The 16,467-nt window shown below is 50.3% G+C and carries 19 protein-coding genes; 10 read left to right on the top strand and 9 right to left on the bottom strand.

Annotated features, from left to right (window positions below; all coding sequences use genetic code 11):
- Window position 1: 1 nt before the first annotated feature.
- Both BLP64_RS01975 and arsC read right to left on the bottom strand, forming a co-directional pair.
- Window positions 2–589, bottom strand: coding sequence for a flavodoxin family protein (locus BLP64_RS01975; protein WP_176754884.1), 588 nt, complete (start codon window positions 587–589; stop codon window positions 2–4).
- Window positions 586–942, bottom strand: coding sequence for an arsenate reductase (glutaredoxin) (gene arsC / locus BLP64_RS01970; protein ID WP_092591225.1), 357 nt, complete (start codon window positions 940–942; stop codon window positions 586–588). Before arsC ends, BLP64_RS01975 begins: the two co-directional genes overlap by 4 nt.
- Window positions 943–992: 50 nt before the next feature.
- On the opposite strand from arsC, the gene BLP64_RS01965 reads away from it, so the two are divergent.
- Window positions 993–1,451, top strand: coding sequence for a TlpA family protein disulfide reductase (locus BLP64_RS01965; RefSeq protein WP_092591223.1), 459 nt, complete (start codon window positions 993–995; stop codon window positions 1,449–1,451).
- Here the strand turns inward: BLP64_RS01965 and bepA are convergent.
- Window positions 1,448–2,902, bottom strand: a complete 1,455-nt coding sequence (bepA, locus tag BLP64_RS01960; RefSeq protein ID WP_233340079.1) for a beta-barrel assembly-enhancing protease — start codon at window positions 2,900–2,902, stop codon at window positions 1,448–1,450. The two genes, BLP64_RS01965 and bepA, sit on opposite strands and share 4 nt — an antisense overlap.
- 137 nt (window positions 2,903–3,039) lie before the next feature.
- Between bepA and BLP64_RS01955 the strand changes: the two genes are divergently transcribed.
- Window positions 3,040–4,119, top strand: a complete 1,080-nt coding sequence (locus BLP64_RS01955; protein ID WP_092591221.1) for an AI-2E family transporter — start codon at window positions 3,040–3,042, stop codon at window positions 4,117–4,119.
- On the opposite strand, the gene bcp is transcribed toward BLP64_RS01955, so the two are convergent.
- The gene (gene bcp / locus BLP64_RS01950) at window positions 4,109–4,588 is read right to left on the bottom strand and encodes a thioredoxin-dependent thiol peroxidase (RefSeq protein WP_092591219.1); all 480 of its coding nucleotides are present in this window, start codon (window positions 4,586–4,588) and stop codon (window positions 4,109–4,111) included. The two genes, BLP64_RS01955 and bcp, sit on opposite strands and share 11 nt — an antisense overlap.
- 144 nt (window positions 4,589–4,732) lie before the next feature.
- On the opposite strand from bcp, the gene dapA reads away from it, so the two are divergent.
- The 3 genes from dapA to purC are packed head-to-tail and all read left to right on the top strand — an operon-like array spanning window position 4,733 to window position 7,438.
- Complete coding sequence (gene dapA / locus BLP64_RS01945; RefSeq protein ID WP_092591217.1) at window positions 4,733–5,608, top strand: 4-hydroxy-tetrahydrodipicolinate synthase; 876 nt, start codon at window positions 4,733–4,735, stop codon at window positions 5,606–5,608.
- Window positions 5,609–5,620: 12 nt separating this feature from the next.
- The gene (gene bamC, locus BLP64_RS01940; RefSeq protein ID WP_092591215.1) at window positions 5,621–6,682 is read left to right on the top strand and encodes an outer membrane protein assembly factor BamC; all 1,062 of its coding nucleotides are present in this window, start codon (window positions 5,621–5,623) and stop codon (window positions 6,680–6,682) included.
- A 42-nt stretch (window positions 6,683–6,724) separates the two neighbouring features.
- Window positions 6,725–7,438 (top strand): phosphoribosylaminoimidazolesuccinocarboxamide synthase, encoded by a 714-nt coding sequence (gene purC, locus BLP64_RS01935; protein ID WP_092591213.1) that lies wholly within the window; start codon window positions 6,725–6,727, stop codon window positions 7,436–7,438.
- Here purC and BLP64_RS01930 read toward each other — a convergent pair.
- Genes BLP64_RS01930 through BLP64_RS01915 form a run of 4 tightly spaced genes read right to left on the bottom strand, consistent with a single transcriptional unit; the run spans window position 7,435 to window position 9,768 of the window.
- Window positions 7,435–7,590, bottom strand: coding sequence for a DUF2897 family protein (locus tag BLP64_RS01930; RefSeq protein WP_092591211.1), 156 nt, complete (start codon window positions 7,588–7,590; stop codon window positions 7,435–7,437). The genes purC and BLP64_RS01930 overlap by 4 nt on opposite strands.
- The gene (locus BLP64_RS01925) at window positions 7,578–8,294 is read right to left on the bottom strand and encodes a M15 family metallopeptidase (RefSeq protein ID WP_092591209.1); all 717 of its coding nucleotides are present in this window, start codon (window positions 8,292–8,294) and stop codon (window positions 7,578–7,580) included. The genes BLP64_RS01930 and BLP64_RS01925 overlap by 13 nt, the downstream gene beginning before the upstream one ends.
- Entirely contained in the window at window positions 8,288–9,412 is a 1,125-nt protein-coding gene (gene dapE, locus BLP64_RS01920) for a succinyl-diaminopimelate desuccinylase (RefSeq protein WP_407681258.1), read from the bottom strand. Before dapE ends, BLP64_RS01925 begins: the two co-directional genes overlap by 7 nt.
- A gap of 2 nt (window positions 9,413–9,414) precedes the next feature.
- Window positions 9,415–9,768, bottom strand: coding sequence for an arsenate reductase (locus BLP64_RS01915; RefSeq protein ID WP_092591205.1), 354 nt, complete (start codon window positions 9,766–9,768; stop codon window positions 9,415–9,417).
- Window positions 9,769–9,997: 229 nt separating this feature from the next.
- On the opposite strand from BLP64_RS01915, the gene yfbV reads away from it, so the two are divergent.
- Window positions 9,998–10,405 carry a terminus macrodomain insulation protein YfbV gene (gene yfbV, locus BLP64_RS01910; protein ID WP_092591203.1) on the top strand — a complete coding sequence of 136 codons (408 nt, stop codon included), beginning with the start codon at window positions 9,998–10,000 and terminating at the stop codon, window positions 10,403–10,405.
- A gap of 18 nt (window positions 10,406–10,423) precedes the next feature.
- Here yfbV and xthA read toward each other — a convergent pair whose 3' ends face one another.
- Window positions 10,424–11,236, bottom strand: a complete 813-nt coding sequence (gene xthA, locus BLP64_RS01905) for an exodeoxyribonuclease III (RefSeq protein WP_092591201.1) — start codon at window positions 11,234–11,236, stop codon at window positions 10,424–10,426.
- A gap of 166 nt (window positions 11,237–11,402) precedes the next feature.
- Between xthA and BLP64_RS01900 the strand changes: the two genes are divergently transcribed.
- The 4 genes from BLP64_RS01900 to BLP64_RS01885 are packed head-to-tail and all read left to right on the top strand — an operon-like array spanning window position 11,403 to window position 16,461.
- Window positions 11,403–12,470, top strand: a complete 1,068-nt coding sequence (locus BLP64_RS01900) for an alpha/beta hydrolase (protein ID WP_092591199.1) — start codon at window positions 11,403–11,405, stop codon at window positions 12,468–12,470.
- 36 nt (window positions 12,471–12,506) lie between these two features.
- Window positions 12,507–13,592, top strand: coding sequence for a ferrochelatase (hemH, locus tag BLP64_RS01895; protein ID WP_092591197.1), 1,086 nt, complete (start codon window positions 12,507–12,509; stop codon window positions 13,590–13,592).
- A 5-nt stretch (window positions 13,593–13,597) separates the two neighbouring features.
- Entirely contained in the window at window positions 13,598–15,064 is a 1,467-nt protein-coding gene (locus BLP64_RS01890; RefSeq protein ID WP_092591195.1) for a phospholipase D family protein, read from the top strand.
- Window positions 15,065–15,105: 41 nt separating this feature from the next.
- A complete protein-coding gene (locus tag BLP64_RS01885; protein WP_092591193.1) occupies window positions 15,106–16,461 on the top strand; it encodes an MBL fold metallo-hydrolase RNA specificity domain-containing protein in 1,356 nt (451 codons plus the stop codon).
- Window positions 16,462–16,467 lie beyond the last annotated feature (6 nt).

The raw sequence follows: 16,467 nt of genomic DNA, 5'->3' as shown, positions 1-16,467 counted from the left end.
CTTAAATAAGCCCTTGTTCACGTGAAGATTTTAATGCTTGAGCGGCGGCCGTAACACGCTGCCCCAGGGTGATCGCGATTTGTAATTCGTGTTCGCTTAGGTGGGGGCCGCGGCCATGCTCAACATGGCTCGCGCCATAAGGAGAGCCACCGGCTTGAGTTTGTTGAATGGCCGGTTCGGTATAGGGAATGCCACACAACAGCATGCCGTGATGCAGCAGCGGTACTCCCATGGATAATAACGTGGCTTCTTGCCCGCTATGCATGCTGCTGCCCGAGGTAAATACGCCCGCGGGTTTGCCTTGCAATTCACCGCGCAGCCACTGCGGGCTACTCGTTTCCCAGAATTGTTGGAGAGCGCTGGCCATATGACCGAAGCGAACCGGACTGCCCATGATAAGGCCGTCGCATAGGCTTAAGTCGCTAGGCTCCACCATTAAGTCGCGGGCACTGGCCGGCTCACCAGGGCCAGCCACAGTGCGCAATAGCGGCTCGCCACCAGCTTGGACCACGCCGGTGGCAATGGCATCGGCTAACCGTTGGGTGGCCCCATTGCGGCTGTAATACAGAATTAAAATTTGGGGTATCATGCCGGTAAAATCTCAAGGACCGCTTCCGGTGGACGACCTAACCGAGCTTGCTGGCCCACCACCACAATCGGGCGCTCGATTAATTTGGGATGCTCCGCCATGGCGGTGTAGAGCTTTTCTTCATCCTGTTCTTGGGCCAATTCAAGCTCACGATACAGGTCTTCTTTGCAACGGATCAATTGTCGTGCCGATTCAAACCCAAGCTGTTTTACTAGGGATTTAATTTCTGCCACACTAGGGGGAGTTTTTAAATACTCGATAATGGTTGGCTGTAAGTCACGTTGTTCGAGCAACTGAAGCGTTTCGCGGCTTTTTGAGCAGCGCGGGTTGTGATAAATCATGACCTGAGTCATAGCGAAATGGTCCTCCATAATCTGAATGCCAATAGCTTAAGGGAATCTCTATGTCTTGTCGATTATTGCCCGTGATTGGTTTCGTGGGTGCGGCGGTATTAATGGGGTGTCAACCGGCGCCAGAATTTCACACGGATACCGCAGGTGCGTTCCGCTGGCAACAGTTGGAAGGGCAGTATGTGGTGGTGAATTACTTTGCCGAATGGTGCGCCCCCTGTTTGCGTGAACTGCCTGAGCTGAATGAGTTCCATGAGCAATACGGAGGCCAAGTGCGATTATTCGGGGTGAGCTTTGACGGCCTTGATAATGACGCGCTGGCGCAATTGCGCGCTGAATACAGCATTGAATTTCCACTCATCCAGAATGAACCTGCCCCTTATTTACCCTTTGCCCAACCCAATGCGTTGCCAGCAACCTATATTATTCGACCCAACGGAGACATCACTGGACCGTTGTTGGGGGAACAAACCATTGACAGTTTAGCGGCGGCAACGGGCCTCAGCCATTAGCTGAGGCTTTCCAGCAAGCGCTTCTGAGCCATTAATTGCTCAATGCGAGCTTGCAGTCGGCGTTTGTCCAGCTCTAACTGGTTATGGCGGTGGGCTTTATGCAAGTGGTCAATGGCTTGATCAAAGGCGCCATGCAGGGCGGCGAGCTCAGCTTGGGCTTCATGCATGGCACTGTTATTGCCGTTAAGACGGTAGGCTGTGGCTAATAGATCCAGCGCCAACACATTATTTTCATAGCGCTGGGTGTATTCACGCAGCAGATTAATGGCTAACGAATAGTCCCTTGCCTCAATCGCAATATTGGCAAAGTTTAAGGTAATGGTTTGCTCGTTGGGTTGCCGAATGTAGGCTTTTTCCAACATGGCCAAGGCGTCATCGAAGCGTTTTTGCGCTAACAGAATGTCACTTTGCACATCAAGATAGAAAGTATTCATGGGCGCTTCTTGCAACAAGGGGGCGAGGATAGCTTCGGCGTCACTGGCACGGTTTTGATCCAATAACCAAATGGCGAGCCCATAGCTGGCCGCAGTACGTTCGTTGTTGGTGGCTGCGGTGCTTTGCAAGCGCCGTAACTCACCTTCGCTCAGCTGCTTCAAATGGCGCGTTTGAATTCGATATTTCGCCAAATAAAAGGACAGGGAATCACGGACTTGGGGGCGCGGGAGCGATTCAGCGCGCGAGCGCATATCTGCTAAGCGGTTTTCACTGTAGGGGTGGGTTAACAGAATTTCGGGGGGCCGTGAGGAATAGCGATATTTTTCACTTAAGCGGCCGAAAAAGTTCGGCGAGCCCATGGGGTCGAACCCTGAACTTACTAGAATGTTAAAGCCAACTCGGTCCGCTTCTTGCTCAAATTGTCGGGTATAGTTTAATTGCATCTGTTTGTTGAGACCAACCGTTCCCGAGAGGGCAGCAAAGCCTAGTTGTGGGTTGATGACGGCTAAAATCATGGCGCCTAACATCGCCGCCATGGTGGTCGGCGAAGCGTTCGACATACGTTCCATGTTGCGCACAATATGTCGTTGTGACACGTGTGCAATTTCGTGCGCTAACACCGCCGCTAATTCACTTTCAGTTTGTGCTTCGGCAATTAGACCGGTATGGACCCCAATGTAACCGCCAAAAAATGCAAAGGCGTTAATGTCCTTTTGATTGATCCAGAAAAACGTATAAGGGAAGCGGACGCCGTCGGCTTCACGCACCATGCGTGAACCAATATCACGAAGGTATTCGTCTAACACAGGATCACCCACCATGGGCGCAAGGGCTCGAATTTGGCGCATATACATGTCGCCATAAATACGTTCCCGTTCAATGGTCATAATGGCGGCACCTGCGGTTCCAATTTCTGGAATTCGCTCTTGTGCCGGGTGTGCTGCTACGTCATGGGCTGTCATCGCAAGCGTTAAGCTTGCAATAATAGCGGCAGCAAGGTGACTAAATTGCTTCATCAAATACGCCTAAATCAATCGAGAAGTTATCTATCTATGTCATAGACCACTGTATCTGCTTCGCGTTCATCAGTTATGATGGGATATTGATCGAATGCATGCAACACTGATGTGACGCATGAAGCGGAGTAAATGCAATGTTTGAGTACGTAAAGCAATGGTATCAACGACGTTTTTCTGACCCCGATGCAGTGACTTTGGTCTTGTTATTGGTGATTTCCTTTTTAGTCATTATGCTGTTTGGGGACCTCTTAGCGCCAATTTTAGTGGCGGTCGCATTGGCGTACTTGCTGGAGTGGGCCATTCAACGTGTTGAAAAGCTTGGGATTCCTCGGTTAAGTGCAGTGGCGCTGGTATTCACCACTTTTCTTGCCATCAATATTATTTTATTGGTGTTTTTGGTGCCGGTGATTTGGCAACAAACAGTGGCATTGGTGGCTGAGCTTCCACAAATGCTGGCGCAAATGCGCGTTTTACTGGAGCGACTGCCTGAACTGTTCCCCGAGTTTATTAGTGAAGAAAACATTAGCACCTTCATTGACTCCCTCACTACCCGCACGTTGGCGTTCGGTGAGCTCTTACTGAGCCAATCCTTGAGTCGAATTATTGGCATCATGCAGCTCATGATTTATTTCATTGTCGTACCGCTGTTAATTTTCTTTATGCTGAAGGATAAGCACGAGCTGCTGCATCATATTCACCGAATGCTCCCAACAAATCGTCGACTAATTACTCAAGTAAGCGGTGAGATGAACCAGCAAATTATGAATTATATTCGTGGCAAGGCAGTGGAAGTGGCGGTGGTTGGCATTTTCACTTATGTCTGCTTTGCGTTGTTCGATCTGCGCTATGCGGCGCTACTAGCGGTGCTAGTAGGGTTGTCGGTGTTGATACCTTATATTGGGGCAGTGGTGGTGACGATTCCGGTGGTGATGGTTGCGCTCTTCCAGTTTGGGTGGAGCGGTACCATGGCCTGGGTTCTGATCTGTTATTTAATCATTCAAATATTAGATGGGAACTTGTTGGTACCATTATTATTTTCTGAAGCAGTCAGCCTGAATCCCGTGTATATTATTGCCGCAGTATTAGTATTCGGTGGCTTATGGGGCTTTTGGGGCGTATTTTTTGCCATTCCACTGGCGAGCTTGGTGAAAGCTGTGTTAGTGGCGCTTTCCAGCCAGTCAGCGCCAGTGGAGGATGCAGGCACTAAGACGTAGCAGTGGCTTGTAGATGCTCAAGCACTACTTGGTGGTGATCCTTGGTTTTAAATTTATTGAAAACATGGCTAATGGTCCCATCTTGTTCGATCAAAAAACTGATACGATGAAGGCCGTCATATTCTCGGCCCATGAACTTTTTCAGGCCCCAAACGCCAAATTGTTCAGCCACCTGATGGTCAGGATCGCTCAATAAGGTAAAATTGAGCTGATCGCGCTCGGTGAATTTTGCTAAGCGTTTTACTTCATCGGTGCTAATTCCCACAACTTGCACTTGGTGCTGTTGTAATTGGCTGTGATGGTCGCGCAGTTGTTGCGCTTGTACGGTGCACCCGGGGGTCATTGCTTTCGGATAAAAGTACACCAAAACGCGGCCTTGATTGAGCAAATCAGTCAGCGACACTGATTGACCTTGGGCATCGAGTAATGTGAATTGAGGGGCTTTATCGCCTGCTGTGAGTGTTTTCATTGTGGCTCCATAACAGTCCATATCGATCGTTCATTTGCGTAGGCTATGATAGAAGAAGCGGCAATGTGAAGCAAAGTGAGCAGATATCTTGTCATCAAGGGGCGGTGAAAGTACCATGTGTAGCACACAAATTTTGGGGGCAATATGTTAAGAGGTAGTATCGTCGCGCTGGTGACACCATTTACGCAACAAGGCAATGTGGATTTCAATGCGCTGGAAGAATTAGTGAACTGGCACATTGAAGCAGGCACTGATGGCATTGTTGCAATGGGAACCACGGGTGAATCGGCCACCATGAGTCATGATGAGCATATTATGGTGGTGGGCGCGGTGGCAGAAATTGCCGCAGGGCGCATTATGGTGATTGCAGGGAATGGTTCCAACGCCACGTCGGAAGCAGTCATGTTGACTGAACGGATGGGTCATCTGCCCATTAGTGGGTTTTTGAACGTGAACCCGTATTACAACAAACCGTCACTGCGCGGGTTGGTTGAGCATTATAAAGCATGTGCAGCGGCGTCTGAATTGCCCCAATTACTGTACAACGTACCGGGTCGGACCGGCTACGATCTGCTCCCAGAGCAGGTGGCAGAACTCGCCAAAATCCCCAATATTGTTGGAATTAAAGAAGCCACTGGTGATGTGAGCCGGGTGGCAGTGCTGCAAGAATATTGTGGCGACGAATTTATTTTACTCAGCGGTGATGACATCACTGGCTGTGAATTTATGTTGCAAGGTGGCCATGGTGTGATCAGTGTGACCGCGAACGTGATGCCGGCAAAAATGAAAGCCATGGTAACGGCGGCAACCACGGGTGATATCGCCACAGCGACGGCACTCGATCAAGAAATGCAACCGGTGCACGATGCCATGTTTGTCCAAGCGAACCCAATTCCGGTGAAATGGGCGCTGGCAAAAATGGGGAAAGTTGAACCTTTTTATCGGTTACCGATGACGGAGCCGGAACTTCCGCAGCAACAGCATATCGAACAAACATTACAACAAGCCGGACTTATTTAAAGCGGAGTGATCATGAAATCGAATTTGTTAGTACTAGCGGGCACCGCAACCATTGTCGCTAGTGCATGTAGTTTCACCCCACGGGAACAAGCAGAGGGGAAGTTTGAGTATCTTGAGGTGGGGCTGCAGCAACAAGTCGAACCTGCGCCAAATAAAAAGCTTCCGACCCCAAGTAATCGCTTCAAAGTTCCTGAAGCAAATCAAACGGGCCCGCTTGGTAAAATCGTGCCCGTGCTTGCGCCTACGCTTGTTTGGCCATTGGCCAACGGCAGCCGCTTGGAAGAAAGCGAGCAGGGCGCGCATATCTACTTCGATGAAATTGAAGGCATGAGCAATGTCGAGCAATACGTATGGCAAGGCGCGTTACAAGCGTTGCGGATCCGTAACGTTGGCATTGTTGAGCAAGAAGATCGGAAGCGGATTGTTACCGATTGGCTCGAGGAATCATTTACCCATGGTGAAGATGATGACAATGTGACGATTCGACGTCGGATTGCATTGAATTTTGACACCGCAGAACATGGCCGGACTACCACTATCCGCAGTGAAGTGGTCGAGCAGCAAGTGGATGCTGAAAACAATGTTGAAGTCACCCCAACGTACCTTGCCTTCCGTGATCAGAATGCAGCAACCGCTGCCTTGAACATGGTCGTGAGTGAAATCGCCATTACCCAAATGGCTGGTGTTGCGGCAGTCGATGATGACGGCACCGTGGCGGTGGACATGGGCTTTGACGAAGATGGCTATCCCAGTATTGTGCTGGGTGCTAGCTTTGGGTTTACCTGGGGCTTGATGCAAGAAGTCTTGCCAGAACTGGGCTTTGAAGTGGACGACTATAACCGCGAATTGGGGCGTTATTACACTATTTACGGGGTGAAGAAGTCGTTTTGGTTTAGCCGTAATGTGGACGGTAAACTAGAACTGCCGCGGGGCGACTACGAAATTAAAGTCACGGGGGATCAAAAACAGACCACCGTTACCTTGTTCCGTGACGGTAATCCGTTGAGTGCGGCCCAAGTGATGCAAATATTTGCACCATTTGCTGCTGAAATTCGCAGTCAAAGTAGCCTATAATAGGCCTCCATTATCGCTCATTGTTCGGAGACACCACTGCTCATGGAAAAACGTACTGAATTATATCGGGGTAAGGCTAAAACCGTATTTACAACGGACGACCCGGAACGTTTGATTCTTCAGTTTCGCAACGATACGTCCGCTTTTGATGGCGAAAAAGTTGAGCAGCTGGATCGAAAAGGCATGGTTAATAATAAATTTAATAACTTTATTATGGCCAAGCTGGAAGCTGCGGGTATCCCGACCCAATTGGATCGCGTTTTGAGCGACACTGAAACTTTGGTGAAGCGCTTGGACATGATTCCGGTGGAGTGTGTGATTCGTAACTTCGCGGCTGGATCCTTGGTGCGTCGGTTAGGTGTGACCGAAGGTCAAGCGCTGAATCCGCCTACGTTTGAGCAGTTTTTGAAGAATGATGCGTTGCACGATCCCATGATCAACGAATCCATTGCGATTAGCTTTGGCTGGGCTACGGCCGAGCAACTGGCACGCATGAAGCAACTGACCTATCAAGTGAACGATGTGCTCAGCGCATTGTTTGATGAGGCCGGCATGATGTTGGTTGATTTTAAGCTAGAGTTTGGTGTGGATGGCGACGGTAACATTGTGTTGGGCGATGAATTCAGCCCTGACGGTTGTCGTTTATGGGATAAAGAAACCCGCAAGAAATTGGATAAAGACCGCTTCCGCCAAGGGTTAGGTGGCGTGGTTGAGGCGTACGAAGAAGTCGCAGCTCGATTGGGCATTGCGCTTTAATCTTCTTCATCCCAATCATCACGATCCTGTTCTTCTGCTTGCCGTCGCTGTTGTTCAGACAGGGACGGCATTTTCATTGAGACGGTATGTTTTACTAGCAGTAAATTGCCGACAATGATGCCTACTGCTAATGCAATGATTAACCAAACCATGTGTCGCTCGTCGTTCGTTCAGGATTGCAAATACAATCGATGTAGCGTTGTTTGATTTCTGGTAGCTGCTCAAGAATATACGCAAGCCCGGCGATATCTTGGGAGCTCAATAAATTCTCTAATGTCTCCACCGTCAGCGCCGTTTGATAGGTCGTGGCGAGCGGCGCATAACTTAAGTGCCAGGGTTCAGCGGCCACGCCACCCTGATACCGCGCATAAGGAAAGAAAAAGCCAAAATCATGGGCATGCTGGAGCAGCCATTGGTGCAGTTCATAGCAGGGGCCATCAGGCTCATATTCCGCCGGGATTAATTGTAACTGGCGTTGTCCATCGGCAAAGGCGGTCGGGTCATACACATCAAAATCCGTGCCCCAATGATGACGGGAAGCTCCCGGCAGGGCGGACCAGGTGAGAATGGCGGCTACTTTTTCGCCCACGGCGAGCTGCTGCTGATCCAGCAGTTCGCCATGGCTGTTGTATAACGGGGATTCGCCCTGAAACTTACGATTCCAAATCAGCCGCTGACGCTCAAAGCTGCGAAATGCCGAAGCGATGTGCATGGAAATACCCGCTTGCGCGGCAGCATCTTGCATATACAGATAGGCTTCTGCTGCGCGCGGAACCAAGCGCACGGTGTCGGCCTCACCGGCAATCAACACCGTATGGCTATTGGTTAATCCAAAAAGCTGACGAGGCGTTAGCATAGTAACTTCTCTAGGATTTTGACGTAAGCCAGCGTGAGAGCGTCTAAATCAGCCTCACGAACACATTCATTCACTTTATGAATGGTAGCATTGACTGGCCCTAATTCAATGACCTGTGCCCCGGTGGGGGCAATAAAGCGCCCGTCTGACGTCCCACCTGAGGTTGATAACTCGGGCTCTATCCCTGTGGTCTCTTGCACTGCTGCAATGGCCGCGCTTAGCAACTCGCCAGAATCCGTTAAAAATGGCTCCCCGTTGAGGGTCCAGCGAATTTTGTAATCGAGTTGATGCTCAGTGAATACCCGTTCGATGCGCTCGATTAACTGGGTTGAGGTTAACTCTGAACTAAAGCGCAAATTGAATTGCACATAGAGTTCGCCGGGGATCACATTGGTGGCACCCGTGCCCGCATGGATATTGGAAATTTGGAAGGTGGTGGGGGGAAACGAGGCATTGCCTTGATCCCACTCCGTGTTGACCAGCTCAGTGAGAGCCGGCATGCCTAGATGCACTGGGTTCGCCGCCAGGTGAGGGTAGGCCACGTGACCTTGCACGCCAAGAATGGCTAAATCCCCACTGAGACTGCCGCGCCGGCCAATTTTGATCACATCCCCGAATTGGCTGGTGCTGGAAGGTTCACCGACCACACACCAAGTAATTTTTTCTTGGCGGGCTTCTAAGGTGTCGATGACTCGTGTGGTGCCATTGATAAAGGGACCTTCTTCATCGCTGGTGATCAAAAACGCGATACTGCCTTGATGGTCTGGGTAATGGGCGACAAAGCGTTCAACGGCGACCACCATGGCAGCCAGACTGCCTTTCATGTCAGCGGCGCCACGCCCGTGGAGATAGCCATTGTGTCGAACCGCAGCAAATGGAGGAAACTCCCATGCGTCTTCGTTCCCAACCGGGACCACATCGGTATGTCCGGCAAAGCAAAACACCGGGCCTTCGGTCCCGCGCCGGGCCCAAAGGTTGGTGGTGTCTTCAAAGACCATGGTTTCGAGGGTAAACCCTAGTTTTGCCAAACGTTGCCCAATGAGTTCTTGGCAACCCGCATCATTAGGGGTAATCGATGGGCGCTGAATTAACTCGGCAGCAAGTGCAACAGTGTCCACCCTTACCCCCTTGGTAGCGCTTGTTGCCATTGCTCAGGCTGGAAGCCCACCACCATTTGCTCGCCGGCAGTGAGTAACGGCCGCTTCATGAGCGTTGGATGTTGTTGCAGTAACGCTACCGCTTGGGCAGGCGTGGTTAGCTGTTGCTCGGCGGTGCTTAATGCGCGCCAAGCGGTACTACGTTTGTTGATGACAGTATCGATACCGAGTGTGGTAATCCAAGCGTCAATGGTGGCAGCAGGAACAGGTTCCGCGCGTACATCATGAAATTGGTAGTCGATGGCTTGTTGCTCGAGCCATTTGCGAGCTTTGCGTACGGTATCGCAATTTGGGATGCCGTAAACGATAATCGTCATAGTGTATACTTCTCTTGGTTTTCAAACAGTGAAATGCCATTGTGTCAAAGCTGTTGTGAATTCTCCACAATTTATGTGGATAACTCTGTTAGTTAGCTGCCATGAAGTGCGTATCTATATGACTTATAATGATATTTCATCTTGGGTGTTTAACGTACAGTTGATCATATAGGCGACACATTGGTGTTAAATTAGACGGTATTAATGGCCGGTTGTTAAGTAGGGTACGATGAGTTTATTGAAAACATTTCGCATGGGGCAGGAATATGCCAAAGTCTGGCCTCGCCATGCAGTGGTGGCGGCGATGACAGAAAGTCGGGTAGTGCCTGCGGTCAAGTTTGCGGAGCGCTGGGTGCCGGCGGTGGCCATTCTCAACTTTTTTGTGCAGTGGGAGTGGTTGGGAAGTCAAGGATTAGCCCAAGTGGTGGTGACGTCGCTATTTCTGCTATCCATTCCACTGCAAGGCTGGTATTGGCTAGGGCAACGGGCGCAGGCGCCGTTGGATCCCAAGTTGCACCATTGGTACCGTGATTTGGCAGTGAAACTTGCGGTACAGCCGCAGGCCAAGCCGACCTATATGATGTTAGCGAGATTAATCCGCAAAGCGCTGCAGGAATTACCGCCCGATCAACATTGATCAGGCGGTGACGAGGGATTAAATATTGAAACGAGACCAAATAGGGGCGTGGTCGGAAGGTTTTTCAATGCCCCGTAATTCATAATCAATGCCGGTTTCGTTCAGGCTTTCCAGCAGTGGCTGGGTGGCCAAAATTAAATCGATGCGCAGTCCGCGGTTATCATCGAAGCCGCGTGAACGGTAATCGAACCAGCTGTATTGGTCGGTGGCCTCTGGGTGTTGATAACGGAAAGTATCAACAAAGCCCCAGTCGAGAAGGGTATTCAGCCAAACACGCTCTTCCGGCAAAAAGCTACATTTTCCAGTACGGAGCCAACGTTTGGCGTTTGCTTCCCCAATGCCAATATCGCAATCCTGATGGGAAATATTCATGTCGCCCATTAAAATCACCGGCTGCTCATTATTTTCAGCGGTTTGCAGGTAATTCATTAAATCCACATAGAATTTTTCTTTGGCTGGGAACTTCACCGGGTGGTCGCGACTTTCTCCTTGGGGGAAGTAGCCGTTCATGATCCGCACGCGTTGGCCGGTGGTCGGGGTGATGTAATCCCCCATAATCATTCGGCGTTGGGCATCTTCTTCATCAGTCGGAAAACCATAGGTTACGTTTTCTAAGGGAGTTTTACTCAGTAGGGCCACGCCGTAATGGCCTTTTTGCCCGTAATAAGCCACGTGATAGCCCATGGCCTCAACTGCTTCTACCGGAAACTGCTCATCATGTACCTTGGTTTCTTGCAGTCCAATCACATCGGGCTGATGTTTTTCGATGAGTGCTTCAAGCTGGTGGAGTCGAGCACGAATGCCGTTGATGTTGAATGAAATGACTTTCATTGTTTCTCTCTTGTCGTATTTTGTGTCGCTGCGATCACAGACAGGTTACTGATTACAGTAAGCATATCAGATTGCCACAATCGAGGCGACAATAGCTGATTGCCCTCGGCTTTTCTTATATACTCTGCGTCACAGAATCAATTGACGTACAAGGAGTTGCCGAATCATGAGCACTGATTGGCTAACCATCAAAGCCGGCCGCACCGCTTGGATGCACATCCAAGAGCATGGGTTACAAGCCCATGATATCCGGTTAATGCTGGGTGCGTCAGGCGGACCGAAATGGTTTGTCTTGCATGGGCTCGATCGCTACTGGTTTGGGCAATTCTTTAAGGATCGGGAGCAACCTCTTGATTTACTTGGAACGTCGGCGGGCGCATGGCGGTTTGCCAGTCTAGGACAAACCGATCCGGTGGCTGCGATTGATTTATTTAATCGGTTATATCGCGAACAAACGTATAGTGATAAACCGGATGTTCGCGAAATTACCGATGAAGCGGTGAAGTTACTGGATGAGTATCTTCCTGAGCAGGCCATTGATGAAATTTTGCAGCAGTCGACGTTTCGTCACCATTGGATTGTTACGCGTTGTCGCGGCCTGACTGGGGCTCCAGGGAAACGCCAGTTGGCAGGGTTGTTGGCCTCGGCATTGGCGAATAGCGTGGATCGACGGCATTTGCGGTGGTTTTATGATCGGGTGGTCATGCACCATCCAAGTTCGACCGCAAGCTTTGTGGATCAGTGGCAGGACGTTGACACTTATAAAGTCCCGTTAAGCGCGGCCAATTTTAAGCAAGCGCTCTTGGCCACGGGCTCTATTCCTATGGTGTTGGATGGTGTTCGTGATATTGCCGGAGCGCCACCAGGAATGTATCGAGATGGTGGCATTACGGATTACCATTTTGATCTTGATTTAAGCGGTGTAGATGGCTTAGTGCTGTATCCTCACTTTTACTCGGAAGTGATTCCGGGCTGGTTCGACAAACAATTGAAATGGCGCCGTACCACCGGAGCCCATTGGCCCCAAGTGGTGCTTATTGCACCGTCGGCGGAATTTGTGAAGTCGTTACCTTATGGAAAAATTCCTGACCGCTCAGACTTTGCGAAGTTGAGCGTGGCTGAGCGGTTCGCTTATTGGCAACAAGCCGTCGAGCAAAGCCAACGTCTGGCTGACCAATTACATGAATGGTTAGCCACTGATCAAGTGCGGCAAAAAGTCACGTTGTGGACTTAACCGAAGAAACTTTATTTTGGCGTGGAGTCAACTGACATGAAATATCAGGGCAGTGCAGGGTTTAAACATGCACAGCGTGATCGGATAGGGGTACTGATTGTTAATTTGGGAACACCCGATGCTCCCACCCCTTCTGCATTACGTCGCTATTTACGTGAGTTTTTATCAGATCCGCGGGTGGTCGAAGCGCCACGGTTATTGTGGTGGTTTATTCTCAATGCGATTGTACTGCGAACGCGTCCAAAGCGCTCTGCGGCAGCTTATCAAACCGTGTGGACAGAACGGGGCTCGCCGTTATTATGGCACACTGAAGACCAACGGGACGGAATTCAGCAAGCACTGCAACAGCAGTACGGCGATGACGTCGTGGTGGCCTATGCCATGCGCTATGGAAATCCTGCACTGAGCCAAGGAATCCAAGAGTTGATGGATGCGGGCGCGCGGAAGTTATTGGTGCTGCCGTTGTATCCACAGTACTCCGCCAGTACCACTGGCTCGGTGTTCGATGCCTTGGCGGCGGATTTTACCCGGCGGCGGTGGTTGCCCGAGCTGCGTTTTATTACGCATTATCATGACCATGCAGCCTATATTGATGTTTTAGTCGCGCGCATCCAAGCATTTTGGCAAACCCATGGACGTCCGCAAAAATTGGTCCTAAGCTATCATGGTGTGCCGTTGAGTTATTTGCATGAGGGGGATCCCTATTTTTGTGAGTGTCATAAAACCTCACGGCTGATTGCTGAACGGCTTGGTTTATCTCAGGATGAGTATGTCACAACCTTTCAATCACGGTTTGGCCGCGAAGAGTGGTTGCAACCCTATACGGATGAGGTGCTTAAAAACATGCCAGCGCAAGGGATTAAAAATGTGCATGTTATTTGTCCAGGCTTTAGTGTCGATTGTCTTGAAACCATTGAAGAGATTGGGGTGGAAAACCGCGATTATTTTATGGCCGCAGGCGGCGAGCAGTACGCCTATATACCGGCGTTGAATGCGGAAGCTGATCATATCGAAGCCTTAACCCGTATTATCAACGAGCACCTCCAAGGCTGGACGGTATCCCATGACGCAGCGGCACGCGCCGAGCGTGCGGAGCAACGACAGCAGCAACAGGCGTTGTAACAATTATGGGGCTCCCGTTCTTTGGACGCTATGCGCAGGCAATTCAACCCATGCTTGCTCAACATCCTCAGCAGAGTGGGGTGCGACCTCTTATTGACGCGCGGGAAGCATTTGCCGCGCGTATGCTACTGGCCCGAAACGCCCAGTATTCGCTCGATTTACAGTATTACATTTGGCGAAATGACCGTACTGGAACCCTGTTATTTGAAGCCTTGCATGAGGCCGCAGACCGCGGCGTTAAAGTGCGTTTGCTACTCGATGACCATAGCACCGGCGGCCTTGATGCGGTGCTTATTGCCTTACAAAGCCATTCCAATATTGACGTTCGATTATACAACCCCCTGAAACTGCGCCGCCCGCGCTGGATTAATTATTTGTATGATTTTGCTCGCTTGAATCGGCGCATGCACAACAAGTTATTTATTGCCGATCAACAGGTGTTGATTAGTGGTGGTCGCAATATTGGTGATGAGTATTTTGGGGCTCATGATGGGGTGGTGTTTTCAGATTTAGATGTGTTGCTGATCGGCCCCATTGTGGAAGAAACCCAAGCTGACTTTGAACGTTATTGGAACGCTCCCTCGGCGGTGCCGTTAAATCGATTATTGACCCTGACCAAGCCGATAACCTTATCCGCGCTGGAAGAAAGGGCCAAGATGATTGAACGCGATCCGGGCACCAAACGCTTTGTTGAAGCCCTTCAAGAGCATCCTTTCGTGCAAGACTTCCTCCAACGAAAATTAGAGTTTGAATGGGCCGAAGTCAATTTATTATCCGATGATCCACGTAAAACACTTGGGTTAGCGAAACAACACCATTTATTGGCGTTTCAGCTACAACAAGCCATTGGTAACCCTGAACAATGCCTGAAATTAGTGTCACCTTATTTTGTACCCACAGCCACGGGGGTTGACGAGTTATCGAAGTTAGCGGCGCGAGGAGTGGATATTACCATCTTGACCAATGCGCTGGAGTCAACGGATGTGGCGGTGGTTCATTCGGGGTATGCAAAGTGGCGGAAGGATTTGATTGCAGCGGGCATTCAATTGTATGAAATGCAAAAAATGTCCCCCATTGCCCGAAAACTAGAACGTAAAATACGGCGACAGCGACTGAAGGGAAAAGAGCGGTTTGGAAGCTCAGCCTCAAGTTTGCACGCCAAGACCTTTAGTGTGGATAAAAAGCGCGTGTTCGTTGGGTCATTTAACTTTGATCCTCGCTCGTTGGCGTTGAATACGGAACTGGGGTTTGTCATTCATAGCGCGAAGCTGGCGCATCAAATTGATGCGGCCTTTATTGAAACGGTTCCAAATTTTGCGTATCGGGTGAATACGGATGAACGCGGCAAATTGTATTGGGAAGAGCGATTAGGACAGCGCACCACCCGTTATCGGATCGAGCCGGGAACCTCGTGGTGGCGACGGCTAGGCACACGACTGCTTGCGCTGCTTCCAGTGGATTGGTTACTGTAATGCAAACTATATAAATTAAATGAGCATGATAAGGAACAGCAATGCATTTAACTTTTCTAGGTGGCTGTGAAACCGTAACTGGGTCGAAGTTTTTATTAGAAACTAAGACCACCCGTGTGCTCATCGATTGCGGATTATTCCAAGGGTATAAGTGGTTGCGCCGACGCAACTGGCAGCCCCTGCCATTAGGCATTCAAGATGTCGATGCAATTGTGCTGACGCATGCTCACTTAGACCACTCGGGGTTTATCCCTGTTCTCTATAAACACGGCTTTCGAGGCCCGGTCTACACTCATCCAGCGACCATTGGTCTGTGTCAGTTACTCTGGCCCGATAGTGGGAAGCTGCAAGAAGAAGATGCAAAGTTCTATCATCGGCACCAATTGAGCCGCCATCAAAACCCGGAGCCTTTGTATAGTCAGGCGATGGCAGAGTCGGCGCTGAACTTGCTAAAGCCGGTGCCGTTTAAGAAAACCTTTCAAATTGGAGACATTCAGTTCACCTTGCACCCAGTGGGGCATATTCTGGGTGCCGCCAGCGTTGTGGCGGAACACGGCGGGGTGCGCATTGGCTTTAGTGGGGATGTCGGGCGACCCAATGATATTCTCATGATGCCGCCGGAGCCGATGCCACCGGTGGATGTGTTGCTGTTGGAATCAACCTATGGTGATTTGCGCCATACCGAGGATGATCCTTGGGAGCAGTTAATGGACGTGGTGAATGAAGCCGCGGCCGATGGCGGGCCTTTGTTGATTCCGAGTTTTTCCGTAGGGCGTGCTCAATTGCTGCAACACATGCTGGTGACCTTAATGGCGCAGCGCAAAATTCCGCGGATGCCGATTTTTCTCGACAGCCCCATGGCCATCAAAGCCTCCCACGTGTATTGCAATTACCACGAATTTCATCGACTCAGCGCTGCCCAGTGCATCGCTGCTGAAGAACAGGTGATTTACACGCCTAGCGTGGATGAATCCAAAGCGATAGCAAGCCAATATGGGCCCCATATTATTATTGCCGGCAGTGGCATGGCCACTGGGGGACGGATTCTGCACCACTTTAAACATTGGTTGGCCGATTATCGAACCACGGTGTTGTTTTCTGGTCACCAAGCCGGTGGTACGCGAGGCGCGAAAATGGTGCAAGGGGTTGAACGCATTAAAGTGCATGGCGAATGGTTGCCGGTGAAGGCAAAAATCAGACGGTTAAATGGCTTGTCTGGGCATGCCGACTACGCGGAGTTGGGCGAGTGGTTAAAACGTTCGAAGCTGCCCGCAGATATGCGGATCTATTTGGTGCATGGTGAACCTGATGCCCTTGAAGCGATGTCTGATTATTTGTCTCAGACATCGCCGTATGATGTGCATATTGCGGATTATATGGGCGTGCTACATTTTTAACCTGGC

The sequence above is a fragment of the Pseudidiomarina indica genome, assembly GCF_900104245.1.
GTDB classification, from domain to species: Bacteria; Pseudomonadota; Gammaproteobacteria; order Enterobacterales; family Alteromonadaceae; genus Pseudidiomarina; species Pseudidiomarina indica.
The sequence above is the reverse complement of the archived record's forward strand: the minus strand, read 5'-3'. Positions and strand labels throughout refer to the sequence as shown.